Origin of the sequence: Parafilimonas sp., assembly GCF_051953455.1 — a bacterium.
Classification (GTDB): Bacteria; Bacteroidota; Bacteroidia; order Chitinophagales; family Chitinophagaceae; genus Parafilimonas.
On the sequence record NZ_JBQCIT010000032.1, the window covers coordinates 1 to 25,847 of the forward strand.

The 25,847-nt window shown below is 40.0% G+C and carries 21 protein-coding genes and 1 tRNA gene; 13 read left to right on the plus strand and 9 right to left on the minus strand.

Going from position 1 to position 25,847, the window contains the following annotated elements:
- The 5 genes from ACTHN6_RS13295 to ACTHN6_RS13315 all read left to right on the plus strand — a co-directional run.
- Positions 1–113: TrmH family RNA methyltransferase (locus ACTHN6_RS13295; protein ID WP_440436279.1), on the plus strand; the 113-nt coding region annotated here is incomplete at its 5' end.
- Positions 114–173: 60 nt separating this feature from the next.
- Positions 174–1,193 (plus strand): hypothetical protein, encoded by a 1,020-nt coding sequence (locus tag ACTHN6_RS13300; protein WP_440436258.1) that lies wholly within the window; start codon positions 174–176, stop codon positions 1,191–1,193.
- 132 nt (positions 1,194–1,325) lie between these two features.
- Positions 1,326–2,006: a cytochrome c biogenesis protein CcsA gene (gene ccsA / locus ACTHN6_RS13305; RefSeq protein ID WP_440436259.1), complete on the plus strand. Its 681-nt coding sequence runs from the start codon at positions 1,326–1,328 to the stop codon at positions 2,004–2,006.
- On the plus strand, positions 1,999–2,229 hold the full coding sequence (locus tag ACTHN6_RS13310; RefSeq protein WP_440436260.1) for a CcmD family protein: 231 nt from the start codon (positions 1,999–2,001) through the stop codon (positions 2,227–2,229). The genes ccsA and ACTHN6_RS13310 overlap by 8 nt, the downstream gene beginning before the upstream one ends.
- A 57-nt stretch (positions 2,230–2,286) precedes the next feature.
- A complete protein-coding gene (locus tag ACTHN6_RS13315; RefSeq protein ID WP_440436261.1) occupies positions 2,287–3,705 on the plus strand; it encodes a Glu/Leu/Phe/Val family dehydrogenase in 1,419 nt (472 codons plus the stop codon).
- A 77-nt stretch (positions 3,706–3,782) separates the two neighbouring features.
- On the opposite strand, the gene ACTHN6_RS13320 is transcribed toward ACTHN6_RS13315, so the two are convergent.
- On the minus strand, positions 3,783–6,137 hold the full coding sequence (locus tag ACTHN6_RS13320) for a prolyl oligopeptidase family serine peptidase (RefSeq protein WP_440436262.1): 2,355 nt from the start codon (positions 6,135–6,137) through the stop codon (positions 3,783–3,785).
- A gap of 332 nt (positions 6,138–6,469) precedes the next feature.
- Here ACTHN6_RS13320 and dnaN point away from each other — a divergent pair, with 332 nt between their 5' ends.
- The 4 genes from dnaN (at position 6,470) to ACTHN6_RS13340 (ending at position 10,259) form a co-directional block, all read left to right on the plus strand.
- Positions 6,470–7,585 carry a DNA polymerase III subunit beta gene (gene dnaN / locus ACTHN6_RS13325; protein WP_440436263.1) on the plus strand — a complete coding sequence of 372 codons (1,116 nt, stop codon included), beginning with the start codon at positions 6,470–6,472 and terminating at the stop codon, positions 7,583–7,585.
- A gap of 153 nt (positions 7,586–7,738) precedes the next feature.
- Positions 7,739–8,524, plus strand: a complete 786-nt coding sequence (locus ACTHN6_RS13330) for a carbon-nitrogen hydrolase family protein (protein ID WP_440436264.1) — start codon at positions 7,739–7,741, stop codon at positions 8,522–8,524.
- 147 nt (positions 8,525–8,671) lie between these two features.
- Entirely contained in the window at positions 8,672–9,265 is a 594-nt protein-coding gene (locus tag ACTHN6_RS13335) for a Crp/Fnr family transcriptional regulator (protein ID WP_440436265.1), read from the plus strand.
- A gap of 265 nt (positions 9,266–9,530) precedes the next feature.
- Positions 9,531–10,259, plus strand: a complete 729-nt coding sequence (locus ACTHN6_RS13340; protein ID WP_440436266.1) for an SDR family NAD(P)-dependent oxidoreductase — start codon at positions 9,531–9,533, stop codon at positions 10,257–10,259.
- A gap of 85 nt (positions 10,260–10,344) precedes the next feature.
- On the opposite strand, the gene ACTHN6_RS13345 is transcribed toward ACTHN6_RS13340, so the two are convergent.
- The 8 genes from ACTHN6_RS13345 to ACTHN6_RS13380 form a co-directional block, all read right to left on the minus strand.
- Positions 10,345–10,821 (minus strand): DUF6799 domain-containing protein, encoded by a 477-nt coding sequence (locus ACTHN6_RS13345; RefSeq protein ID WP_440436267.1) that lies wholly within the window; start codon positions 10,819–10,821, stop codon positions 10,345–10,347.
- 126 nt (positions 10,822–10,947) lie between these two features.
- Positions 10,948–13,221 carry a hypothetical protein gene (locus ACTHN6_RS13350; protein ID WP_440436268.1) on the minus strand — a complete coding sequence of 758 codons (2,274 nt, stop codon included), beginning with the start codon at positions 13,219–13,221 and terminating at the stop codon, positions 10,948–10,950.
- Between the two features lie 230 nt (positions 13,222–13,451).
- Positions 13,452–14,453, minus strand: coding sequence for a GRP family sugar transporter (locus ACTHN6_RS13355; RefSeq protein ID WP_440436269.1), 1,002 nt, complete (start codon positions 14,451–14,453; stop codon positions 13,452–13,454).
- A gap of 52 nt (positions 14,454–14,505) precedes the next feature.
- Complete coding sequence (locus ACTHN6_RS13360) at positions 14,506–16,056, minus strand: ADP-ribosylglycohydrolase family protein (protein WP_440436270.1); 1,551 nt, start codon at positions 16,054–16,056, stop codon at positions 14,506–14,508.
- A 53-nt stretch (positions 16,057–16,109) separates the two neighbouring features.
- Entirely contained in the window at positions 16,110–17,015 is a 906-nt protein-coding gene (gene rbsK, locus ACTHN6_RS13365; RefSeq protein WP_440436271.1) for a ribokinase, read from the minus strand.
- A 109-nt stretch (positions 17,016–17,124) separates the two neighbouring features.
- On the minus strand, positions 17,125–18,291 hold the full coding sequence (locus ACTHN6_RS13370) for a lycopene cyclase family protein (RefSeq protein ID WP_440436272.1): 1,167 nt from the start codon (positions 18,289–18,291) through the stop codon (positions 17,125–17,127).
- Between the two features lie 176 nt (positions 18,292–18,467).
- Positions 18,468–19,583, minus strand: coding sequence for a M20/M25/M40 family metallo-hydrolase (locus ACTHN6_RS13375; protein WP_440436273.1), 1,116 nt, complete (start codon positions 19,581–19,583; stop codon positions 18,468–18,470).
- 146 nt (positions 19,584–19,729) lie between these two features.
- Positions 19,730–22,759 carry a glycoside hydrolase family 3 N-terminal domain-containing protein gene (locus tag ACTHN6_RS13380; protein WP_440436274.1) on the minus strand — a complete coding sequence of 1,010 codons (3,030 nt, stop codon included), beginning with the start codon at positions 22,757–22,759 and terminating at the stop codon, positions 19,730–19,732.
- Positions 22,760–22,926: 167 nt separating this feature from the next.
- Here ACTHN6_RS13380 and ACTHN6_RS13385 point away from each other — a divergent pair, with 167 nt between their 5' ends.
- The 4 genes from ACTHN6_RS13385 to ACTHN6_RS13400 form a co-directional block, all read left to right on the plus strand.
- Positions 22,927–23,622 (plus strand): DNA polymerase ligase N-terminal domain-containing protein, encoded by a 696-nt coding sequence (locus tag ACTHN6_RS13385; RefSeq protein WP_440436276.1) that lies wholly within the window; start codon positions 22,927–22,929, stop codon positions 23,620–23,622.
- Positions 23,623–23,781: 159 nt separating this feature from the next.
- Entirely contained in the window at positions 23,782–24,708 is a 927-nt protein-coding gene (lipA, locus tag ACTHN6_RS13390) for a lipoyl synthase (protein ID WP_440436277.1), read from the plus strand.
- A gap of 262 nt (positions 24,709–24,970) precedes the next feature.
- Positions 24,971–25,052: transfer RNA gene (locus ACTHN6_RS13395), tRNA-Leu, on the plus strand.
- Between the two features lie 91 nt (positions 25,053–25,143).
- The coding region (locus ACTHN6_RS13400) for a trigger factor (protein WP_440436278.1) at positions 25,144–25,847 on the plus strand (704 nt) is incomplete at its 3' end.

Genomic DNA, 25,847 nt, shown 5'->3' on the forward strand with positions numbered 1-25,847 from the left:
CCAAAGCCGCCGATGCGCATTTCACCATTCCCATGAAGGGCGAATTTGATTCGCTGAATGTTTCGGTTGCGGCAGGTATTATTTTATATGAAGCCATGAAACAAAGGTTGTAATCCAGCATTGTTTTCTTTACAATACTTTACTATTATTGCACTTTAATATTCAACCTTATCATGAAAAAAGCATTTGTTGTTGCCCTTGTGATTTTTTGTAACGGGGTTATTGCCCAAACACCAGAATACCTGCATTTTGAATCTCCATCCACTAAAATAAACCACTCCATTTTTTCCGTTGTTGAAGTAGCTGATACACGGTTTGACGATGTGTATATGGGATTCGTACAAAAAGGTGCTTTCAACCGCAAAGCGCCTGTAGAACTGGAGCAACCCATGACCCAAGCCATAAAAGAATTTGCAGGCGGGTTAATTGCCAATGCTGATAAACAGGATGGTGCTGTGTTAATAAACATCCGTGATTTTTTTCTATATGAAGCGGAAAAGATGACAGCAGAAACAGGTACATTTATTTTCAGGGCCGGTTGTTATTTTAGGATGAATGATTCGTACCATCTCCTTTTTTCGATTGATACTTCCATTACTGTAAAATCTAACTGGGATGTAACCAAAAAACTTAAACAAACCGCCTGCGACGCATTGGGTTCATTTATTAAAAAGGCTGCGGAATTTGATAAAAATGCTATACGGGAAGAGGTATGGACATACGCAGACATTCTCGATATAGACATGAAAGAAAAAGCGGATATTCCTGTATATAATGTTACACTTCCCAAAAAGGGCCTTTATAAGGATTATGCAGCTTTTAAAATGAACCAACCTTCTGATACATCTTTTATTGAAGAGGCAGGCAGGCGAAATACACCAGCTTTTTACACAAAGGCTGATAATGGAAAGAAAGGCAAAGCAGTAACCTCAAAAAACTACTTCGCAGCCTGTGATGGCGGCAAACTGTACTTTATTGCTTCAAACGGTGTATATGAAGGCATAAAAAGAGATGGCGATTTTTATTTTACAGGCACTATTAAGGATGCTTCCAATGCCTCAATGGCCTCTACGGCTTATTTCATGTTTGGTATTATGGGCGGTATAATAGCTTCCGCATCAATGGAACACCAAATCCTTGAGTACAGAATAGATCATACTAATGGTAAGTTTTTGCCAATTAAGAAAATATAATCGTGCAGTAAATTATTCAATTGGTTAAATGGAATTACATCACTTCTTATAATAATTTTATATTTATTAATGATTCATTGAAAAGCTTTGCTATAACTTCGCGACGCAACAATACGCTGTTAATACAACGAGATGCTTAGAAAATCATGGTGGAAAATATTGAGTTTTATTTTGCTGATGTACACATGTATCATGGGTTTTCTCGTAAAAATACCGGTACTCGATGGCCGGTTGCAGCAATCTATCCGTAACTTATTTTTCCATGTGCCCATGTGGTTTTGCATGATGGTTCTCTTCACGGTTTCTGTTATTTATGCAATCAAATCTTTAAACTCCGGCAAAATAATTCACGATCATTATGCAACCGAATATGCCCGCAGCGGTATTGTGTTTGGCGTGTTGGGGTTGATAACCGGAGCTATCTGGGCAAAATACCAGTGGGGCGCATTCTGGAGCAGCGATCCCAAGCAAAACGGTGCTGCCATCGCTATATTAATTTACCTCGCTTACTTTGTTTTAAGAGGATCTGTTGATGATGAAAACAAACGCACACGCTTAAGTGCCGTATATAACATATTTGCTTTTGCCATGCTTTTCCCCACCATCTGGATTTTACCAAGATTGACGGAATCTTTGCACCCGGGCGGGCAGGGCAGTGAAGGCAACCCCGCATTGAATGGTTCAGACCTTGCACCACAAATGCGCCTCGTTTTCTGGCCGGCTGTTATTGGCTGGACCTTACTGGGCGTTTGGATAACCACCTTAAGAATAAGATTACAATTGTATAAAGAAAAATTATTTGAATATGCTTAGGAAATTAGCGCTTCTTCTCTCTTTTTATTTTATCGCAGCAGGCAGTTATGCCCAGCAAATGGATTTATCAAAGGAAGAACCTACTGATTTCATGAGTGGCAGCGGGAAGATTTATGTGGTGATGGCCGTTGCTGTTGTAATTGTTTTAGGATTACTTATCTACGTAATTAATCTCGACAGGAAGATCTCTAAACTGGAAAAAGAACGGCCTTCAAAAGGCTAAAAATTTTTTATTTATAAAAAACAAATGTTCATTAGCATAATTTAAAATGATCTTACAATGGCAGACAAACACTATAATTTTTTTGAAAGTGTAACCCGGAGCTTTGACAAAGCGGCCAAATTTACGCAATGGGAAAAAGGTATTCTTGATCAGATTAAAGCCTGCAACTCTGTTTACCGCATGCGTTTTCCCATTAAACGCGATGATGATTCTATTGAAGTAATTGAAGCCTACCGTGCACAGCATTCACATCATAAAACGCCTTGCAAGGGTGGTATAAGATACAGCGAACTGGTTGACCAGGACGAAGTAATGGCGCTGGCGGCATTAATGACCTATAAATGCGCTATTGTGAATGTGCCTTTTGGCGGGGCCAAAGGCGGCATTAAAATTAACCCCAGGGAATACAGCGCATGGGAACTGCAAAAAATTACAAGGCGTTATACGTCCGAACTGGTTAAAAAAGAATTTATCGGCCCCGGCACCGATGTGCCTGCGCCCGATTATGGAACGGGTGAAAGGGAGATGGCCTGGATACTGGATACTTATATGGCCATGCACCCAGGCGAAGTGGATGCTATGGGCTGCGTTACCGGCAAACCCGTTGCCCAGGGCGGCGTAAGGGGAAGAAGAGAAGCCACCGGCCTCGGCGTTTTTTATGGCATACGTGAAGTTTGTTCCATGCCTGATGTGATGGAAAAATTAGGATTGAATACGGGTATTGTTGGTAAACGCATCGTTGTACAGGGCCTTGGAAATGTGGGTTATCATACCGCCAAATTTTTCAGGGAACATGGCGCCAAAATAGTTGCCATCGCTGAGTTTGAAGGGTCTATTTATAGCGAAGAGGGTTTAAACGAAGAAGCCGTATTTCAACACAGGAAAAGTACTAAATCTATACTGGATTTTCCCGGCGCTATCAATTTAAAAGTAACCGGCGATGCGCTTGAGCTGGAATGTGATATTCTTATTCCGGCGGCTTTGGAAAATGTTATCAACGGCGAAAATGCTGCCAGGGTTAAAGCCAAAATCATTGGTGAAGCAGCCAACGGCCCTTTAACGCCGGATGCTGATGAAATACTGTCAAAAAAAGGCGTGCTCGTTATTCCCGATATGTACCTGAATGCCGGTGGCGTAACGGTTTCTTATTTTGAATGGCTGAAAAATTTAAGCCATGTGCGGTATGGCAGGATGGAAAAAAGGTTTACCGAAAATCTGAATAAACATATCATTGGTCAGTTGGAAGAACTCACCGGCAAAACCGTTGACAGCCGTGAAAAACTGTTGATTGAACATGGCCCGGACGAGGTTGATCTTGTTTACAGCGGCCTTGAACAAACCATGATTGAAGCTACGCGGGAAATTATGGCCTGCTGGCATGCAAACAATAAAATACCCGACATGCGTACGGCCGCTTATGTGGTTGCTATTGATAAAGTAGGAACAAGCTATGCCGAATTAGGTATTTTCCCATAATTGTTGCAAATAATTACTTTAGCGCAATACACCAGCTTTATTTGAGCCTGGTGTATTTTTTTAGAATGGTTAGAAGATTATTTTGCCAAAAGCGTGTCATCAAATAATTTCAGAATGCGTTTGTATTCATCCGTCCAGCTGCTGGGCTCTACAAAGCCATGGTCTTCTACCGGGTAAGGCGCTATCTGCCAGTTATCTTTTCCCAGCTCAATCAGGCGCTGTGTTAAGCGCACCGCATCCTGGAAATTCACATTCACATCCACCATGCCATGGCAAATAAGTAAATGGTTTTTTAAACCGCTGGCGAAGTTGATGGGCGAAGAACGTGCATACGCAATGCTGTCGGTAAAAGGCTCGTTCAGGATAGCGGCCGTATATTCATGGTTGTAATGCGCCCAGTCTGTTACAGGCCGCAAGGCAGCGCCTGCTTTAAATACATCGGGCTGTGTGAACATAGCCATCAGCGTCATAAAACCGCCATAGCTGCCGCCATACATACCAATGCGTGTGGAATCAATTCCAAAATTCTGAACAAGATAACGGGCTGCATCTACTTCATCATTCAAATCCCTTCCACCCATATAACGGTAGATGCCGGTACGCCAATCGCGGCCATAACCGGCGCTGGCACGATAGTCAACATCTAATACCGTGTAACCTTTATCAGCCAGTAAATTGTTGAACATCATTTCCCGGAAATAATAACTCCACCAATAATCCACGTTTTGCAGGTAGCCTGCACCATGCACAAAGATCACGGCTGCATTATTTTTTATTCCGGGTTTTGGTTCATAAATACGTGCATAAACATTGGCGCCATCCCTTGCTTTAAAAGTGAAAATCTTTGTATCACGCCACGGGTATAGTTTAAAGGAATCGCTCATAGCCTTGTTTGTCACCTGTTGTGGTTTTGCACCGGGTTTTACTTCCTGCACATATAATTCCCAGGGCTTGGTTTGATAGGAATAACGATAAGCCAGGTATTTGTTATCAGGTGATAAATACATTTCATAACCTCCGGTGAGCGAAGTGAGTTTTGTTTTATTGCCGCCATCAATATTTATCCTGTAAATATTTTGCTTGCCGGGATGTTCTTCGTTAGTTATGATATAAAAAGACTTCTTATCGGGGCTTAAAATTGCTTTTTGAATTTCATAATTGCCGCCGGTAACCGCCTTCTTTTGATTTGTGTTGAAATTATACGTATATAACTGCGAATAGCCCGTTACTTCGCTTTGAAAATAAAAGCTGTTATTGTTTATCCAGCCAATATTGGCAGGTTCCAGCCAGGCAATGCCGGGGCCTGCAATCCAGGCAGTATCGCGCTGATGATCTATTAAACTAAGTTTACCGGCGGCAGCATCCAGTTGCATTATCCAGCGATCTTTCTGATCCAGCGAAAAAATATCAACCACGCACAAGCTGCCTTCATCATTCCACAAAACATTTTCAATGCGCAGCTTTCTGTTATTGCCGGAAGAATCTTTTGCCGCATCCGGATAGTCTTTTACATAATCCGGCGTATAATGAATGAAGGGAATGGAGTCCGTTGAAATTTTTATAACCGTGTCTTTCAATGCATCAAAAACGAAAAAAGAAAAAGTGCCCCCTGGCCTGCCAACTTTAGCGCCTGCGGGTATTTCGGCAGTATATCCGTCGCTTGTAACATAGTTGGGGACGATTGCCCGTTTTGCATCGGGATTTCTTTCAAATAATGTATAGGCAATAAACCTTCCGTTGCTGCTTACCGTTACCTGCTGCACAGTTTTATTGCTGGTATAAATTATGCGCAGTGGCTTTTCTTCCTTGTTGTTTTCAAGAAATTGTTTGCGGGCATCTTTTTTATCCTGCCTGTTTTTTATTACAGAAGATGTACGCAACGCTTCATTGTCCAGCCATTGCTGCTGTTTGGAAAGCTGTTTGTCTTCAGCAGGCGCAGCGCCCGTTTCAAAATGTGTTAGCTGTTTTGTATTGCCGGTTAAGACGTTCCATTCATACAGGTCATCATCCAGCCGATAAACAATTTTGTTATCGTCTTTCAGGAATACCGGGTCTGATTCTTCGGCGTTTGTTTGTGTAACGCGTACAATATTTTGGGTGGCTGTTGCAAGCAGGTAAACATCGTTATTATGTATAAAAACAATTTTTGTTCTGGTAGCATTATATCTTCCGTTATTAATATCTTCTGCAAGCTTTGCCCTAACATAATTTTCTTTACCTGTGTTGCCGCTTGCCAATTGGTAGCTATAAGCAGAATCGTTGGTATTATTTTCCGGGTTCCAGCTAAAGTGAATGGATTTACTATCGTAATTCCAGAATATTTGCGATGGCGAAGTACCAATCCATTTTGGATCACGCATTATTTGTTCAACGGTAAGCTGCGCATAAGATGCAAAAGGCATCAGCAGCAAAAGCGGCAGAAATTTTTTCATATCGGAGATAATTAGAGAACCGGTAAAAAACATTGTGAATATAAACCGCTTAAAAGCGTTGCAGAAATTTTCCGCTGGTTTCATTGCAGTCTTTTGCAATTTTAAGCACAAACAATTCACATTTTAAGTCAGCGCGCTTTTATGCATATATCCGCCTGCGGGCATGTAAACAAATTGATTTAGGTTTGCCTGTACGGCGAATAAAACTTTCTCTATATATTGCCGCAAAAAATAAAAGATATACGAATGAAACCGAGCATGATATTTTCCTTATACAAGGAAATGTACATCGCGAGGTTTCATGAGACCATTGAAAAAATAAACTTGTACGAATGAAATTCATTGTTTCTTCATCAGCATTACTAAAACATCTGCAGCAGATAAACGGTGTGATAAATGCCAATACGGTATTGCCTATCCTGGAAGATTTTTTGTTTGAAATTGAAGACAAAAAACTCACCGTTGTTGCTACCGACCTTGAAACAGTGATGGGTGTTCAAATGGATGTGGAAAGCAAAACTGATGGTAAAATCTGCATACCTGCGCGTATTTTGATGGATTCTTTAAAAAACATTTCGGATCAGCCGCTAACTTTTAATATCGACAAAAACTTTTCAGTTGAAATTACAAGCGACAATGGTAAATATAAAATGATGGGCGAAAACCCCGATAACTTTCCCAAAGCACCGGAAGCAGATGATGCCAACAATTTTACAGTCACCAGCAGCGCTTTGCTAAACGGCATTAATAAAACTTTGTTTGCCGTGAGCAGCGATGACCTGCGCCCCGCCATGACAGGTATTTTCTTTGAACTTTCAAAGAACGCCGTGCAGTTTGTTGCCACCGATGCGCACAGGCTTGTTCGTTATAAAAGAACAGATGTAACCAATGCGAATGCAGACAACTTTATCGTTCCAAAAAAACCGTTGAACCTGCTGAAGAATACATTGCCTGATAATGATGATGAAATAACCGTAAGCTATAATAATAATCATTTTTTTGTAACACATGGTGAAACAAAACTGAGCTGCCGTTTGATAGATGCACGGTTCCCTGATTATAAAGTGGTGATACCGGCAGATAATCCTTATAAGCTTACTGTAAACCGCACCGATTTTCAAAGCGCATTGCGCCGCATTAATATCTTCAGTAATAAAAGCACTAACCAGGTTGTATTAAACATAAGCGGAAGTGAATTACAGCTTACTGCGCAGGATGTTGATTTTAGCTCAGAAGGTAACGAACGCATGAATTGCGAATACGATGGTGAAGATTTGCAGATAGCTTTTAATGCTAAATTTTTAATTGAACTTTTAAATGCTTCCGAAAGCGAAAATGTGGTAGTTGAATTATCCACCCCTAATAAAGCAGGGATAATAAAGCCCACCGAAAAAGAGGAGAACGAAGAGCTTTTAATGCTGGTGATGCCGCTTATGTTAAACGTATAATATTTGAAACAGCTTTATAAAATCAAAGGCCCTTTTAAGGGTCTTTTTTATTTGACATGAGAATAAACCTTATGCATGCAGCCTGCTTTTTTTATTAAGAACACGCCGCCGCTTCACCGGTTATAAATCAAAAACAATCCTACCTTTATCCATATGAAAATAGCTCTGGCTTCACCATTATACCCGGCATCGATAGATGATGCTATTAAGCAGTTGCAAACATTAGCGGAAGATGCGGCCCGGCAAAAAGCAGCCATTATTTGTTTCCCTGAAACATATATTCCCGGCTACCCGCTTGATTTGGAAAATGTCAAAAAAACTTCACCGGAAGTTTTAAAAGATGCTTTGCAAAAAACCTGTGAAATAGCAAGGGTAAATTCCATTGCCATCATCCTGCCAATGGATTGGTATGAAGATGAAAACTTCTTGAATGTAGCTTTTGTAATTTCAGAAAATGGCGATGTAATAGGTTATCAGCCTAAGGTGCAGCTTGACCCTTCGGAAGATAATCTATGGATTACGGGAAAAGGCAGGCGGTTATTTGAAGTGCAGGGTTTAAAATTTGGCATTGCCATTTGCCATGAAGGGTTCCGTTATCCTGAAACGGTTCGGTGGGCGGCAAGGCAGGGCGCTTCCATTGTTTTTCATCCGCATTTTGCCGGCAGTGATACAGAGGGCGTTGAATTGAAAGAATGGGGCAATGCCGGCAATCCATATTATGAAAAAGCCATGATGATGCGTTCCATTGAAAACACAATATACTTTGCCAGCGTAAATTATGCAACGCGTTTCCAGGAGTCCGCCACCTCTTTAATCGGCCCTGATGGTAAATGTATTGCCTGGCAGCCATACGGTAAAGCGGGCATATTAACAGTGGATATTGATCCGGTATTAGCTACGGCCAGGCTGGCAAAAAGACTTAAGATAAATTATACCTGATATTTTAAAGCATAAACAAATTAACCTTGGAAGCCGTATTCTTAACAGCTCATTAAAGCCTATTAAAATGAATATTATTTAATTAGAATTCTTACATTTAGATGCTAAAGCAAGGCGCTGAATATATTGTTTACCTATTGCTGATCTATGGAAAAATTTAGTAAGGAGAAGGCGCTTCAACTGTTTAAGCAAAGGCTCAGAACTTTTGCTGACGCCCCGGAAGAGGACTTGAATCAATTCGCTAATGTTATGCAAATAAAGCATTTTAACAAGGGCGAGGTAATTTTAAAAGAAGGACAGGTATGCAGGCATTTTTACTTCATCTTGCAAGGCTGCATCCGCAGTTTCAGAATGAAAGATGGAAGGGAAGTAAATACAAACTTTTACTTTGAAGAAGACATTGCCAGCGATTTCATAAGCCTCCGCGATGAAACACCATCAAAATTCTATCTAGTTGCCTTAGAAGAATGCATTGTTTATTGCGGCAGTAAAAAAGAAGCATCGCCTGTTTTTTTAAATGAAATGTCGCTCCATGCAATATTGTTCCGTTTTTTCCAGGCTTTATATTTTAAACAAATGGAACATTCCAATGGTTTTAGATTGCTTGATCCCGAAGAGCGTTATAAATATATGCTCGAACGAAACCCTCAATATCTCCAGCGTATTCCTTTAAGTTATCTTGCTTCTTATCTTGGCATGAGCCGCGAAACCTTATCGCGGATACGGAAAAAAAGAAGTTGATTTAATGCCGGTGATATAATGATCAAGTGCATTATTTCGCGACGCAGGTTTTGATTTTAAAATCAATCACTTTCTTATATCCGGCCGCCATAAAAAATCATTGGGAACGGCGAACCTTTTCCATACGCAATGAAATCATTTTTATAAAAATAACTATAGTATTATCTTCTTTATTGAGGCAGGGTCTTACGCTGCCATAGATAGCAAGAAATTGAGGAAGGATTGATTTTCACTAATGCGGGATGCGTTTTACATTTGAATAATCATGCAGCTATCAAATAAAACTGTTCTTGTATTGGGCGCCAACTCCGATGTAGCCAAAGAAGCCATCAAATTATATATTAAAGAAGGATGCCGGGTTATAGCCGCATCAAGAAGCATAAATGAATTGAATGCATTTGTTGAACAGCAAGGCTTTACTACCAACGTAGCAGTAGAATATTTTGATGCCACAGCTTTTGATACCCATCAGCAGTTTTATAATAATCTTCCTTTCAAACCAAATATTGTATTGTATGCAGCAGGCTTTTTAAAAAACAATGAACAGGCAATGGTTGATTGGGACGGCAGTTTTCAAATGATGAAAGTTCATTACTGCGGCGCTGTTTCCATCTTAAATATTATCGTTAATGACAAGAGCAATACCGGTCTTGAAAAGATTATTGGCCTTTCATCGCTTTCCGGCGTAAGGGGCAGAAAAAGCAATTTTATTTATGGGAGCACCAAATCTGCCTTTACACAATATCTCGCTGGTTTAAGGCAATATCTTTTCCCCCGGAATATAAGCGTACATGTAATTGTAGCCGGATATATACGCAGCAAAATGACAGCAGGTCTCAACTTGCCCGAATCATTAATGCTGGAACCTTCTTTTATAGCAAAGCCGGTTGTTTACACGCCAAACCGTTTTACTATTGTACCCGGTTTTAAATGGAAGATCATCTATAATGTTTTAAAACTAATGCCGGAGAAGTTAGTGGCGCGGTTGCCATAAAATATGTTCATAAACAAAATTAAAAAGTCCCGGCATTACAGGACTTTTTAATTTAAATACATGCTTGTAAAATGTATTTATATGATTATTTCTTTTTATCAAAAATGGTGTCTATTTTTTTGCCTGCTTTTTTTGCAGCGTCACCCACAGCCTCCCCGGCATCTTTAACCGCATCTTTTGTATCCTGCCAGGCATTATCAATAGCCTTGCCTGTTCTGTCGAAAAAGTTACCCGCTTTATTTACCACTTCGCCTTCTTCAAGCTTTATCTCTGCTTTATCTTTTCTTACTTTACCATCTCTGTAAACTACAACACCGTTATCAAGCGTAATTTCTTTATCAACTACCACCCAATCGCCGTTACGCATAACCATGGTTTTACCATCTTTATAAATAACATCGCCCTCGGTGGGAGTATATACTTCTGTAACGATAGTTGTAGTGTCGGCGGTAACATCGGTATTGGGCGTCACTACCATTGTATCTTCAGCAGATGTAGTAGATGATGAACTATTACAGGCAGCCAACAACGCCATAAATGCGGCAGGAATAAATTTTTTCATGTGTAAGGTTTGGGATTGGATATTAAATTTTCGTGCCAAAAATGGCAAGGATGGAAATTTCAAAACTGAAACTTCGAAACGCAATTAGTAAAAACTGCCCTTAACGTTTATTGAAATATGTATCAGTTAAAAAGCGAAATTAATAACCTGCTCATCACTGCCGGAACCATAAGTAAGTGTAAAAACTTTAATCACCTCATCTGCCAAGCCTGCGCCGGCTGCATATTGTACCAAAAAATAGCTCAATGCCCTTATATAAAATATTTGCGTAAACAAAGGACTGAGGTTATTGTAAACATCCCGGTTGAATTTCTTTGAATCATAATTTTTATTGGCAGTAATACCGGTTGTAAGATTAGATATACCGTTAATGAATCCTCTTACATTATCTTTTAATCCAGGATGAATATGAACAATGCCGGCGAATGTATCGTTGGTTATCGTCCATCCGCTTTCTTCAAAAACTGCCAGGTGATCCGGGTCATCAACATTGCCTATTGTATCTGATACAATAGCTGCAATTTCCCCGGGGTCATCAGAAAAACCTCCGGTTATAAACTTTCTCCAGAAACCGGTATAGGTGCTGATACGTTTTTGTACCGTGCTTCTCAGGCTGTATTCAGGTATAAATTTCATAGCGGCGGAAAGAGCGTCAGCAAAACGTATAATGGTATCACTGTTCCACCCATTATGGCCAAGCTGCAGAATGAGGGCTTGAAAAACGTTTTCATTAAATATAACCTGTGTTTGTATCGTAACAGGTTTATCAGCAATTATATTGAAATACTGATTGAACAATTTATCTGTATCATCCTGTTTTATAGCCCCGGTTAAAACGGCTGTATCTAAATATTCTTTGAGATCTTTAGCGCTTACATGAGGATCGGTTAGTGCAGTAGTTAATTGCAAGGCGTAATCAAATTCATTTAAGGTGGCTGTCTTATATTTAGAATAGGTAGGCATATGGCACATGAATTCGCCCATCCATGTTCCCTTACCTTTACCTAATTGCCAGTTATAACCTTTACTGTAATCTGCAATAACCTGGCTGTTTCCATTAATATCACTCCTCGTTACAGCATTGTAGTTGCTGAAATCTTTACCAAGCAATTCTACTCCAAAAATTTTTAAACCAAATCCCCATGTTCTTTTAATATCAACTGTTTTTTGATTCAGGTAAGTATTTAACTGAATGCCTTGCGTATTATTCCTGATGGCGTCAATAATATCCTCTGTATTAAACCGAAGCAAGCCGCCATGATAAGTTTGCAACGTTGCAGTTGGAATATTAATAGATAGAAATTCTTTGTTTTCTTTAATTAAACTGTATTCATAGGTAAAAGATGCTTCAACATGCGCAGTGGCAATAACGGCAATTGTTTTTGTTATATCCTCCTTCAGCGACTGCCATGCGGCAGCAACCTTAACAGGCAAGTTGGTTACAGTACCTAATTTAAAAATGCCTGCCAGTGTATCTATTGCCTGTTTTTCTGCACCTGTTAATGAATTTGCAGCATTTTGAAATTTAATGATGGCATCTTCCACATCTGTCCGCTTATAACCTGTTAAGCTTTTAACAACAGCATCAAATAAAATATTTAATTGTTCTTCAGATTTAGCAGGGTCTGCAAAACCGGCGCTTATAGCAAGACCCGCCGCTAAGCCGGCCTTTGTGTTTTTAGCTTTTGAAATTTTTACGAGGCAGGTATCAGCATTAATTTTTTTAATGAAATAATTAAAATCGTCTGTTACATTTAAATTAAATGTTGCAGAGAAAGAAGGCGAAAGCTGAATATCCAATGTGACAGGAACAGGCAGTTTTTTTGCAAGTAATGAAAGGCTTTGAGAAAAAATATTGCTCCAGCTTATAGTAATGTTAGAAGAAAGCTGAGTGGTGGCTTTGAAACAAAGTGCATCATTCAATTCCAGTTGTTCCACATCTTCAAACCTGAAGATGGTTTTAAAATGGCGTACATCATAAATAAAATCATCATTTATCTTATCTGCGTTGCTGTGCTTTTTATAAAATAAATTTTTTAAAAGAAGGTCGGCCGAAACAAAAAAATTAAAGCCAATATCTGAGGTGCTTTTCCCTTCTGCATTTGCTTTGGCATTTACAACTATCGCATACTTTAAATAAGCATCAGTATTTGTATTGAAATTTATATCGGCATCGTTGGTTGCCAGGAAACCATCGCTGTCTATATCATCTTCATCATTAAACAACTGCACAGATAAGTTTGTGTTGGCACCAATGGAAAAGGTTACACCACCCGCATCTACAGGATGGGCTTTATCTGCGATAACCTGTACAGGCTGCACCAACAGGCTTTTATCATTTAACTGTTTATCTGATAGCAGCTCTCCTGTTTGGGCAAAAACGGATTGCAGGTCTTCCATAAATTAGTTTGTTATATGCACAATTTATTATGAAAAACTTCAATTAAAACAAATCTTTTATTGAATAAAATAGGCGGATGATTTTTGTGGGATTAAGCAGTTTCTATGTTTGCATTAATAAATGATATTATCGTTCGCCACCGGTCTGACACGTTTCAAAAAACCAAGCAGCTTCCTGAAGCGTCTGACCGTTATTCATAATTAGTCCTTACTAATAACTCAAACGGCATTTAAAGCCCTGCTATAATTATCAGCGCAATACCTGCTATAAAAAACAGGAACATAAAGGCAAGCAGTTTATTAGTACCGGCCGGTGCATTGCGAAATTCTTTCCATATAAATACACCCCACAAAGCAGCAATAAGTGTTGCGCCCTGGCCAAGACCGTAAGAAATAGCGGCGCCTGCTTTACCGGCAGCGATAAGATTAAGTGAGTTGCCCAGCCCCCAAATTAAGCCACCTAAAATGCCGGTGAGATGCGTTTTAAAATTGCCTTTAAAATAATCACTGTAAGCAACAGGCGCGCCATCAAATGGCTTTTTCATTAAGATGGTATTGAAAACAAAATTACTGATGAAGATGCCGCAGGAGAAAATAAAAACAGCCGTATAGGGCGTCATCTTTCCTGCAACAGGGTTTTCAAAATTCTCGAGATCCATCGAGGCTGCAATAAACCTGTAAAAGAACGACATAAGCACACCGGCAACCAATGAAATAATAATGCCTTTTGAGGAAGGCTTTTTATCGCCCTTACTGTTTCTTTTATAAGCAATGGCATTAATGATAATGGCAATTGTTACCAAAGCAACGCCAACAAATAAAAACATGGCATCACCTTTCTGTGATGCCGTATAATTCACAATTACGCCCAGCACCAACGCTAATCCTATAGCAACCGGAAAAGCAACGGCCATGCCTGCAATGGCTATGGCTGCAGAGAACAATATATTGGCCGCATTGAATATAACACCGCCAATTAAAGCACTCAGGATATTATTACCGTCTGCTTGTTTTATATCATCTATAAAACTTCTTCCCTGTGCGCCCATGCTGCCTAATGTAATGGCACTGATAATGGAGAATACAAGTATGCCCGTAACATAATCCCAGTAAAATAATTCAAACCGCCAGTTCTTTTCGGCAAGTTTTTGCGTGTTGGCCCAGGAGCCCCAGCAAAGCATGGTAATGAAACAAAAAACAATGGCTAAAGCATAATCGTGAACGATGAACATGATAGCTGTATTAAAGTTTAAAAATTAGGAGGCCGTAACTAAACTATAATGATCACTTCATGGCCGCCGCATCCGCTTCGTTTTCTTTCATGCCGTTAATGGGCTTATTGGAATAATAAATAGCTTCCACACCTGTAATACTTTCTTTGTCTGAAGGATTTAAAATCTTTAATTCAACCGCATGTTTACCCGCAGGTAATTTATATTTCCAGGCAAGCTCATAACGGCGCGTGGTATAGCTTGCCGGAAGCTCAGGCTTTTCAACCAGTTTGCCGTCAACATACAATTCAGTATAAAAAACAAAATCGGTTGAGCTTCCCCATTGTGCAGTATTACCTGTTATTACAAAACCGGTTCCTTCATAATTAAAACGGATAGCGTCTTTTTTATCAGACCAGTTAACAGGTATTCTGGCAACGGGGTATAACCCATCAAAACTCTTTTCAAATTTTACGGCAACAGGTTGTTGTGTTTTGATAATTACTTTGTCTTCTCTAATGTTGCCACCATTCCTTTGTATGTTCTCCAGCGCTTGTTTATAACCGATGTCATATACATCATTAAGGCTCATGGTAGTGTATTTGAAATCTATATCCTCTGCTTCTTTTAATCCCTGTTTCCAGTAAGCCGGAATTTTATCATACCCTAACAAAGTGCCTAAAATACCGCCAACTGTTGAAGGATTACAATCTGCATCCTGGCCGCACCGCGTTGCTATTTCAAGCGATTTTGTAAAATCATAATTGCCGTATAACAAACCAATCACAACATAGGCGGCGTTTACCGTAGCGTCAATATTAAACGGTCGGAATACACCTTCCGGGCAGGAAACATCATTGGCCCATTTTTTCTGCACCTCAAACCACGTGGCCTTCCAGTCGTTTGGATATTGTTTGTGCCAGCCAATTACATCATGCATACATTTATAAAAATTGCTTTCTGCAGGTATTGTTTTTAATGCTTCGGAAACGATATAATTTATATCTGATGAAGTAAACGCCAGCGTATACATAGCGCCTACATAAACGCCGCCATACCAGCCATCGCCGTAATTCATAATATGCCCAATTTTATCGCTGATGGCAGAAGCCACATTAGGCATGCCAGGGCTCATAAGTCCTGCGAAATCACTTTCTATCTGGTAATCTATACAATCTGCATGCGGATTGTTTTCCCAGTAACCGCTTTGCGGCGCTTTTATACCATGAAGAATATTATAGCGGCCGGCCTGGTTAGCATGCCATAACATATACCCGGCATTAGCATAAGCATTCGCAAAAGAATCAAGCGGTGCATCAAGTCCATGCTTTTCGAATACATCTACAAAGGTCAGGTCCATATACAAATCATCATACAAACCAGGATTATATATCATGTTATGTTTAAGCAAGGTGTCATTCCATAACAGCTTCTGATAATCGCCGATGAATGTGCCATTAAAGCGAAACTCATAAGGCCCGCCAAATGTTACGCCGATAGTTTGCCCGGCCCAGCCGCCTTTGATTTTATTCTGTAGCTGTTGTTTGGTAAAGGTTATATCTTTTGTTTGCGCAAAACATTCAAAGGATGCAAGAACAGCTATTATAAGTATCATTTTTTTCATACTGTAATTTATTTTTCAGTTGAATTATTTAAATAAACAATCTTTATTGCGGGTTAAAAATCTATTTCATTTCTGTATGGTGAAGATGCCTGTGCGCCCATGCGTGTTACTGAAATGGAAGCCGCTTTGCAGGCAAATGTAACCGCATCCAAAACCGGCAATCCTTCTGCAATGGCTACAGCCAATGCCCCATTAAAAACATCTCCGGCCGCTGTTGTATCAACTGCTTCAACAAAAGGCGCTGTTATCATTTCTGTTATTGTATCTGTTACTATCAGCGCACCTTTATCGCCGAGTGTTATTATTACGGTCGCTACTCCTTTTTGCTTAATAATATTAGCTGCCTGTATAGCAGAATCCATATCTTTTATGTTGATGCCGGAGAGCATTTCTGCTTCCCTCATATTAGGAGTTATAATGGCTATGTTTTTAAAGAATGCTTCAGGCAATTCACAAGCCGGTGCAGGGTTCAGAATAACTTTTACATTATTCGCTGCTGCAAATGCGGCAACCCAGTTAACCGTATTAACCGGTATCTCAAGCTGCATTAAAACAATAGCTGCCCCTGCAATTTCTGCTGTTGCGTTTTCAATATCTTTTGGTGTAAGTGTTGCGTTGGCGCCTGAAGCCACGGCAATACAGTTCTCTGCATTTTTATCAACTGTTATTAATGCAACGCCGGAAGGATTTTTATCATCGGAAAGAATAAACCGCGTATTGATGCCCTCGGCTTCAAATAATTGTATGGATTGTTTTCCGAAAATATCATTGCCTGTTTTGCATATAAAAGTAACATTGCCGTTCAGCCTTGCTGCAGCCACAGCCTGGTTAGCGCCCTTGCCGCCGGGATTCATAAAAAAAATGCCTCCCAAAATAGTTTCACCAGGTTGCGGAAGATGATCTGCTTTTATCACCATATCTGTATTGGAGCTCCCTATAACAAATATTGGAGGTTTCATATAGCTGTAATCGTTTTATTGAAGAATAAAAATAGAAGAAGGTTTTCAGTTTTTTGCAAATGCTTTTAAAGTTACAAATGCCTGGCCAGCCTGGCAATGCCGGTGGAACTTACAGACGCCGCATAAGCTGTTTAAATGTAGCAGGTAAAAATGCACGCAACGAAACGCTGTTCATTATTTTTAATTCTTCTTTAATGTTGGTTTCGTTATCCAGGAATTTGAAAACTGCCTGCGGTGCATTGCTTTTAAAAAGCTGGGCAAACAATGCATCACCACTCATCTTTTTATGCTTTAAAACATGCAGTAAAATGCCATCGTATAAAAGAAACCGTTTATCAAAAACAGATGACAACTGTAGCGGGTTTTTATCTTTCACTAACGCTTCAATAATTTTCGCTGAATGTTTTTGGATGGATTGAAAAGTATAACCGCTGCTGCCCTTGGTCTGGCCACCTGCTGCGCCAATATTTATAATACGCCCTTCACCTTTTGAGAACGCATAATTCGTCATGGGAATAACGCCGCTTTCCGTGTGCAGTAATTTATATTCATTAATCTTTAACTGGTCATTGATATAATGATTAAGCGCATTATTGTATTCATTATCATTCAACATGTTTTCAGAAAACAAAGTGTATTCAATAAGCGCCCGGTTTTTTGCAACAGGTAAAACATACATGAATGCCGTTCCTTTTTCCTGGCTTATCCTGAAGTCCATGAATGTTGCAATACGCTCATCCAAAACTTCTGTTTCCGTTTCAATAAGCCAGCCTTTGAAATGTTGTAATAAAACATGAACATCCTTTTGATTTAAAGCTTCCTGTTTCCAGTTATTGAAAATGATACTGTTAAAAAGATAGTTTGAATAGTATATATTACTGCTTGTTGTTATGGCAGCATATATCTCTTTGTTTGATATTGTTTTTATTTCATCATATACAATCTCAATATTCGAAAATGATTTGGCTTTATCTAAAACAGCAGCATAGAAATCATTGCTGCGGATCATTTTGTATTGATAAGGCGCAAGATCGTAACGTGCAGAAAAATGGTTTGAATAAAAATCTATTTGTTGCCAGCGATGATGCACAATGCTTTCAAATAAGCCATTTTGCTTCTCCCAAAAACACCAGGTTTTATCATTGATGTTTTTTGCATCCTTATCAACCAGTAATATTTTTTTTTGATTAAAGAAAGGATGCATCATCATCCTGTGCAGCAAGCTTAAGCCTGCACATCCGGCGCCCGCAATGATATAATCATATTGTTGCTGCAAAGCGATGAAATTTTTTACGTGAAACGTGAAAGCTTTGAAATCTGATTATAGTACATTGGCGCTTTCATTCTTTGTAAGTTTATGATCAGGCGCTTGATGTGCCTGACCACGACAACTTTTAAGTAATCCATTATGCTCCTACATTCACGCCTCACGATTGACAATTCACGAAACAGCTATAAATAGCGGAGATTGGTTGCCGGCGTTAATGCTGTAACGGTTTCATACATTAAACGAATGGTATTTTCAATATCATCACGGTGCAGCATTTCAACAGTGGTATGCATGTAACGCAACGGTATTGAAATTAAAACGGAAGGGCAGCCATCATTGGCATAAGCAAAGCTATCTGTATCCGTTCCGGTTGACCGGCTTAGTGTGCGCCATTGCACAGGAATTTTTTTCTTATCAGCTATGCCTTCTACAAATGATAATAGCTTGTTATGAATAGCAGGTGCATAGGCTAATGCGGGCCCTTTGCCGCAGGCAATATCGCCTTCAATAATTTTATTAATCATGGGCGTTGTTGTATCATGTGTTACGTCGGTAACAATGGCAATGTTGGGTTTTATCCTGCGGGCAATCATCTCAGCGCCGCGAAGGCCAATTTCTTCCTGCACCGCATTTACAACATATAAACCAAAAGGCAGTTTGCTTTTATTTTGTTTAATAAGCCTTGCTACTTCTGCAATCATAAAACCACCAACGCGGTTATCCATGGCACGGCCAATAAAATAGTTATTTGCCAATTCATCAAAACCATCCTGGTAAGTAACAACAGAGCCGATGTGTATGCCTAAAGCTTCCACCTCTTTTTTATTGCGGGCGCCGCAATCAAGAAATAAATTATCCGGTTTTGGCTGCGGCTCTTTGGCATCGGGAGATGAATGCCGCGTATGAATAGCCGGCCATCCGAACACTGCTTTTACGGGGCCTTTCCTGCCATGAATAATTACCCGCATGGCCGGCGCAATCTGGTGGTCAACACCGCCATTGCGTTTAAGATAAATCAAACCCTGGTCGTTTATATAATTTACAAACCAGCTTATTTCATCTGCATGCGCTTCTATTACAACCCTGAACGGGGCATCGGAATTAATCACACCCACTGCAGTGCCATAAGGATCGGTAAAGGTTGTATCCACATAATCTTTGATATAATTAAGCCAGACTTTTTGCCCGCTGCTTTCAAAGCCAACAGGTGATGCCGTGTTGATATATGCTTTCAGGAAGCTGAGTGAATCTTTGCTGAATAATGTTTTATGCTTTGCTTTTGAATCTTTCTGTGCCATATGATGTAATTATAAATTTGAAAACTTGTTGTCCAAAGATATGTTGTAAATAACCGTAATGCCTCCAAGACACGGAGGCACAAAGGCTTGATCTTAACGATATTTTTTCCCATACCTTGCCGGCAAACCTTAACCCTTTAGTCTTATTATTTGATCATAGATTGATAAACAGCTTCCATCATATTCATGCGCACCTTTAAAGTACTGAGCCTGCCGTTTGATCCGCCCTCGGGGTTAACGCGGTTGGAAAGAAAAATAAAAACAAGATCATATTTTGGATCTACCCACACGCTGATGCCGGTAAAACCTGTGTGGCCAAAGGTTTGCGGCGAAGCGCTTAAGCATGGATATGGAATATCTTCTTTGGCATTATTTTTCTCAGGCTTATCCCATCCCAAACCCCTGCGGCTGATCTTACTGTGATAAGCCGTGAAATAATCAATGGTTTCTTTCTTTAAATAACGCACGCCACCCCACACGCCGCCGTTCAGCAACATAGAATATAAAATAGCAAGATCATGTGCATTGCTGAACAAACCGGCATGGCCTGCAACGCCGCCAAACATGGCAGACCCGGGATCGTGTACATAACCTCTCAGCAATTGCAAACGGAAATATTGTTCATCTTCTGTTGGGGCAATATTATTTATGGCAATATGTTCGTTGGGTTTAAAAGTGGTGTTATATAAATGCATAGGCTTATAAAATGTTTTGGCAACATATTCATTCAAAGGCATGCCGGTTAATTGTTCTACTATCTTCCCGAGAAAAATAAAATCGTTATCGCTGTAAACATATTTTTTTGTTGGGTATAGTTTGCTTTGCAGTATGCGCTGATAAATAGTATCAACCCAATCTTTACGCATATACATGGTATCGGCTACATGCACCGTATAAACTGAATCATCGCTGTAATGTTCAAAGTAACCCGGAAAAGGTTCTCCGTTGGCATCAATTATTTCTTTATAGAACGGTATATAAGCAACCAGCCGCGCCTGGTGCAGCAATACATCCCTTAAGGTTAAGGTGCTTTTATTAGTGCCGCGAACCCAGGGCAAATAATAACCAAGCGTTTTATTAAGATCCAGCAAACCTTCTTCCCATAATTTCATTACGGATATAGTGGTTGCAGAAATTTTTGTTACAGAAGCAAGGTCATAAACAGTTTGTAATGTTGTTGGTTCATTGGTATAATAAGTAAGTTTGCCATAAGCTTTATCCAAAACAATCTTATTATCCTTTACAACCATCACCACGCAACCTGGTGTTGCATGTTTGGCAATGGCATCGCTGGCCAGGCTATCGATTGTAAAAAGCTTTGTGCTATCTAAGCCAACTGAAGCGGGGCTTGCAGTTTGTAATTCTTTTAATCCAAGATTTACAATACCATCGCCGTAATGAAAAGCATCACAAACTGTTACAGGCAATTTACCAGATGCTACAAATTCACCTTCCAGCCAGGCAAACGCAGCCTCCTGGAAAATTGCATCATCTTCATAACAGGCCATAATATTATCTGCATCACAGAAATTCTTTAACGCGTATGGGTTGCCAAAAACCATGGTTAAAGCTTTATTGTTAGACTGAAGATTTTTTATAAGCCCAAGCGCATTGGCCGGTAAACCAAAATTTCTTGCAGGATATTTATTGAGGTGGTGAACACCGATTACAACTGCATCATATTTGCCGTTGACAGCTTTTTCTATGGAAGCAGCTACCGCAGCATTATCGTTATAATTCATTAAATACACATCGGCATCTTTTTCAATTTCAAGAAAAATAGATAGAGCGCTGCTTGTATCTAATTCACCAACGCCTACGTATGCAATTTTTTTACCGGGCTTTAACGGAAACAGGTCATGATCCTTCAATCGCAGTAAAGTAAAGGCCTGCCTTGCCACTTTTCTTCTTAGGGCCAATACGTCTTTATTTAAATCATTATACAGATTATTTGGATTGATGTAGCCAACCTTGTTTAATCCCAGGTTATATTTTGCAAGCAATACTTTTTTTACACGGTTATCAATATCAATTGAATCTAAAATTTTATTGGCAATAGCAGCCTGGATTCTTTGAATGGCCTGTGGCACATCGCCGGGCAGGCAAAGCATATCATTGCCGGCCAGTAAAGATTTTACGGCAGCATCCCCCTGCGGATAATATTTGGCAACACCCTGCATTTCCAGCGCATCAGTAAAAGAAATGCCTTTAAAACCAAGATCCCGCCTTAAAAGATCGGTTACATTTTTTTGCGATAAAGAGGTGGGAAGATGCGGCGTTTTATCAATAGCAGGAATACTTAAATGCGCAATCATTACGCTGCCCACGCCTTCGTTAAATAAAGTTTTGAAAGGATATAATTCCAGTGAATCCAGCGCACCAAACGATTTTGAAATAACCGGTAAATCAAGATGCGAATCAACGCTTACATCGCCATGACCCGGAAAATGCTTGGCGCAGGCCATTACATTCTCTTCCTGCATGCCGCGCATTAATTGTGTGCCAAGCAAAGCCACTTTGTATTTGTCTTCACCAAAAGAACGGAAGTTGATTACAGGATTATTGGGGTTATTATTAATGTCAACCACCGGTGCATAATTTACCTGTATGCCTATGCGCTTACATTGTTCGCCGATGGCCCTGCCCACTTCATAAGCAATGGCGGCATCCTGTACAGCGCCAATGGTAAGCTGGTCGGGAAATTTAAAAACACTGTCTGTCATGCGCATGCCCAAACCTGTTTCGCCATCAATGGAAACCATTAAAGGTGTTTGCGCTATTTGCTGAAAATAATTAATGTACCCGGCTTGTTTTATGGGACCACCCTGGAACAAACAGATAGAACCAATATTATAATCGCGTATAAGTTGCTCCACTTTTGCATTTAAATATACGGGCCTGCCGGAGGCAACCGTACTTTCACGCACCACCATTAATTGTGCTATGCGCTGAACAGGGGTTAAAGAATTAAACACACTGTCAACCCAATGTTGCGAATCGGCAGTTTGTTTATAAAATTTCTGAGCATTTAAAGAATTTAAGCCAATAGTGCAAAGCAGGAAAACGAATGCTTGCTTTAAATTAATTCGTGTATTTTTTGTTTTTTTTAGTTGTCCAATTGAACTCCGCAAACAGCCATACCCTTGTATAAGAGAAAACATCATGTTCCGTTTCATTATTACTTATTAGTGATGATTATTATTACCCGTTTATGCAATAATAAAAATTAATCATAACTAAAGCCTTTAAGGTTTTTACAATGTTTACACAAACCCAAAAGTTTTTGAAGCCAGGGCTCTTATCGCTTTGGCGGGTTATTTGATATACTACTTAAAAAAAATTCATGAGCCTTTCCGTATATAAAAAGAAACGCAGCTTTACTAAAACACCGGAACCCACCGGCGGCAAAGCTTTAAAAAATGAATTGGTATTCGTGGTGCAGAAACACGATGCATCCCGCCTGCATTATGATTTTCGTTTGGAAATGGAGGGTGTGTTGAAAAGCTGGGCGGTGCCTAAAGGCCCTTCGCTTAATCCGGAAGATAAACGTTTGGCTATGATGGTAGAAGACCATCCTTTTGATTACAGGGCATTTGAAGGTATAATTCCGGAAGGTAATTATGGCGCTGGCACTGTGATTGTTTGGGATGAAGGCACTTATACGCCACTGGAAGACACAGGCAACAAAAAGGAGAATGAAAAGTTTTTATTAAAGCAGTTACATGCCGGCAGTTTAAAAATCGTAATGCATGGCAAAAAGCTAAAAGGCGAATTTGCTTTGGTTAAAACCAATTACCAGGGTGAGAATAGCTGGCTGCTCATTAAACATAACGACAAGTATGCATCGGAGAAAGATGTTACATTAAAAGATAAATCTGTTATTTCTAAAAAAACAATATCGCAGGTTGAAAAAACAAGCAATAAAATATGGGAAAGTAACCGCGCAAAAACAACGGTAAAGAAATCTGCAAAGCAGGTAAAGAACGTAAAAACAAAACCAGCAGCCAAAAGGCGAAACATAACTGTAACAAAAAAGTAAAATCAATCATGCTGTAGTTGCTTGGTTGCCTAAATTTCTCCATAACCGGCTTTAATCATAATTTTACCTGTTTTAAAATTGTTTGGATTTCGTTTAGCGAAAAATGATTCAGGCAATTTGAGATAGGTTATGTTGTAATTAAAAAAGGAGATTAGAAGCATGGAACAAACAACAGCCTGCGCATCGCAGCAAAATATCAAACCAGGATATCAAAAGCCAAACTGGTTACGCGTAAAATTGCCTATTGGTGAAAGCTATAAATACGTACGCAACCTTGTAGATACCCACAAACTTCATACAATATGCGAAAGCGGCAATTGCCCGAATATGGGTGAATGCTGGGGCGCCGGAACAGCAACATTTATGATATTGGGCAACATTTGCACCCGCAGTTGCGGTTTCTGCGCCGTAGCCACCGGCAGGCCGGAACCTGTTGACTGGGATGAGCCGCAGCGTGTGGCAGAAGCCATCCATTTAATGAAAGTAAAGCATGCCGTGATTACGAGCGTTGACCGCGATGAACTCAAGGACGGCGGTTCAACTATATGGTTCAATACCATTAAAGCTGTAAAAGCGCTCAATCCCGATACAACGCTCGAAACTTTAATCCCCGACTTTAAAGGCCAGCATGAGAATATTGCAAGGGTAGTTGAAGCGGCGCCGGAAGTCATCAGCCATAATGTGGAAACCGTTGAGCGGTTGACCCGGCAGGTACGCATACAGGCAAAATACCGCCGCAGTCTTGAAGTGCTCCGTTATTTAAAAGAGCTGGGTGTTCGTACCAAAACGGGCATTATGCTCGGCCTTGGCGAAACTAAAGAAGAGGTAATTGAAACAATGAATGACCTTGCCGCAGTAAACCTTGATGTGCTTACGCTCGGCCAATACCTGCAGCCAACTGCCAAACATTTGCCGGTTGAGCGTTTTGTGCATCCGGATGAATTTGCAGAATTCAGGGAAATAGGCTATTCGCTCGGATTCGATTATGTGGAAAGCGGCCCGCTGGTGCGTTCTTCTTATCACAGCGAAAAACATGTTTTTCCAGGTTATGGCAGGCAGCAATGGCTGAATGAAAAAGTGAATTAATTTCTTTGATGCCCAAGCTCCGTTGCCATCTAACCGGCGCTATCGAAGGCACAGGATGACCAGCCACAGTTGATTATGGGTCCGTAAATTCATCATTGATTTTGGGTATAACGGTATTCCTAAAGACGATTCCACGCTTCTGATTTTTCGACCGGCATGCTGTATAAGTTTAATTAAATATTAAAACACTTTTTAAAAGAAAGCTTTCGCGTTGCAAAAGCTTTCTTTTTATCTTCAATTTACCTATTTTTGCGCCCCGTTTGCGGATGTGGCGAAACTGGCAGACGCACCAGACTTAGGATCTGGCGCCGCAAGGCATGTAGGTTCGATTCCTATCATCCGCACTTTTTTTGTAGTTGACAGGTTTATAAGTTATTAGTTGATAGGTGTTTACTTATCAACTAATCAGCCTTCAACGATTCAACTTACTATATTATGGCAACTATTACACGCGAAAATATTGGACAGCTTAACGATAAGCTCACCGTAAATCTTTCAAAGGAAGACTATATGCCTTCTTTTGAAAAAAGCTTAAAAACCTATGCTAAGAATGCCAACATCCCCGGCTTTAGAAAAGGAATGGTTCCTTCCAGCCTGGTTAAAAAAATGTATGGCCAGTCAGTTTTTACAGAAGAGGTTTTACGTACGGTGGAAAAAGAATTGAACAGCTATGTTACAAATGAAAAGCTCGACATTCTTGCACAGCCTTTGCCGTTTGAAAATGATTCCCGCCAGTTGGATATGAATACTCCCGGCGATTATGCCTTTGCTTTTGAAATTGGTTTAAAGCCGGATATCAATATCAATCTTGGTGACCTGAAAGGCACTTTTTATAAAATACAGGTAGAAGATAATGTGGTAGAAGATGAAGTAAACCGCCTGCGTTCCCGCTATGGTAAAATGACGGAACCTGAAACGGTAAGCAATGAAGAAGATGTATTAAATGTGAAGTTTACTGAAGCCGATGCCGAAGGCAATGCTGTTGAAGGCGGTATTGAAAAAGACAATTCTTTGCTGGTTAAATATTTTGCACCTGAAGTGCGTGAGCAACTGATGGGCAAGAAGAAAGATGACACCATTTTAATTCAGCTAAATAAGGCTTTTGAAGATAAGGAAAGGGATTTTGTAATGGAAGACCT

Coding starts and splice junctions, on each gene's coding strand:
- ACTHN6_RS13385 (WP_440436276.1), top strand. CDS start 22,927: ATGAGCCTTTCCGTATATAAAAAGAAACGCAGCTTTACTAAAACACCG.
- ACTHN6_RS13360 (WP_440436270.1), bottom strand. CDS start 16,056: ATGAAAAAAATGATACTTATAATAGCTGTTCTTGCATCCTTTGAATGT.
- ccsA (WP_440436259.1), top strand. CDS start 1,326: ATGCTTAGAAAATCATGGTGGAAAATATTGAGTTTTATTTTGCTGATG.
- ACTHN6_RS13375 (WP_440436273.1), bottom strand. CDS start 19,583: ATGGCACAGAAAGATTCAAAAGCAAAGCATAAAACATTATTCAGCAAA.
- ACTHN6_RS13335 (WP_440436265.1), top strand. CDS start 8,672: ATGGAAAAATTTAGTAAGGAGAAGGCGCTTCAACTGTTTAAGCAAAGG.
- ACTHN6_RS13340 (WP_440436266.1), top strand. CDS start 9,531: ATGCAGCTATCAAATAAAACTGTTCTTGTATTGGGCGCCAACTCCGAT.
- ACTHN6_RS13315 (WP_440436261.1), top strand. CDS start 2,287: ATGGCAGACAAACACTATAATTTTTTTGAAAGTGTAACCCGGAGCTTT.
- ACTHN6_RS13310 (WP_440436260.1), top strand. CDS start 1,999: ATGCTTAGGAAATTAGCGCTTCTTCTCTCTTTTTATTTTATCGCAGCA.
- lipA (WP_440436277.1), top strand. CDS start 23,782: ATGGAACAAACAACAGCCTGCGCATCGCAGCAAAATATCAAACCAGGA.
- ACTHN6_RS13380 (WP_440436274.1), bottom strand. CDS start 22,759: ATGAAACGGAACATGATGTTTTCTCTTATACAAGGGTATGGCTGTTTG.
- rbsK (WP_440436271.1), bottom strand. CDS start 17,015: ATGAAACCTCCAATATTTGTTATAGGGAGCTCCAATACAGATATGGTG.
- ACTHN6_RS13330 (WP_440436264.1), top strand. CDS start 7,739: ATGAAAATAGCTCTGGCTTCACCATTATACCCGGCATCGATAGATGAT.
- ACTHN6_RS13355 (WP_440436269.1), bottom strand. CDS start 14,453: ATGTTCATCGTTCACGATTATGCTTTAGCCATTGTTTTTTGTTTCATT.
- ACTHN6_RS13350 (WP_440436268.1), bottom strand. CDS start 13,221: ATGGAAGACCTGCAATCCGTTTTTGCCCAAACAGGAGAGCTGCTATCA.
- ACTHN6_RS13345 (WP_440436267.1), bottom strand. CDS start 10,821: ATGAAAAAATTTATTCCTGCCGCATTTATGGCGTTGTTGGCTGCCTGT.
- dnaN (WP_440436263.1), top strand. CDS start 6,470: ATGAAATTCATTGTTTCTTCATCAGCATTACTAAAACATCTGCAGCAG.
- ACTHN6_RS13300 (WP_440436258.1), top strand. CDS start 174: ATGAAAAAAGCATTTGTTGTTGCCCTTGTGATTTTTTGTAACGGGGTT.
- ACTHN6_RS13320 (WP_440436262.1), bottom strand. CDS start 6,137: ATGAAAAAATTTCTGCCGCTTTTGCTGCTGATGCCTTTTGCATCTTAT.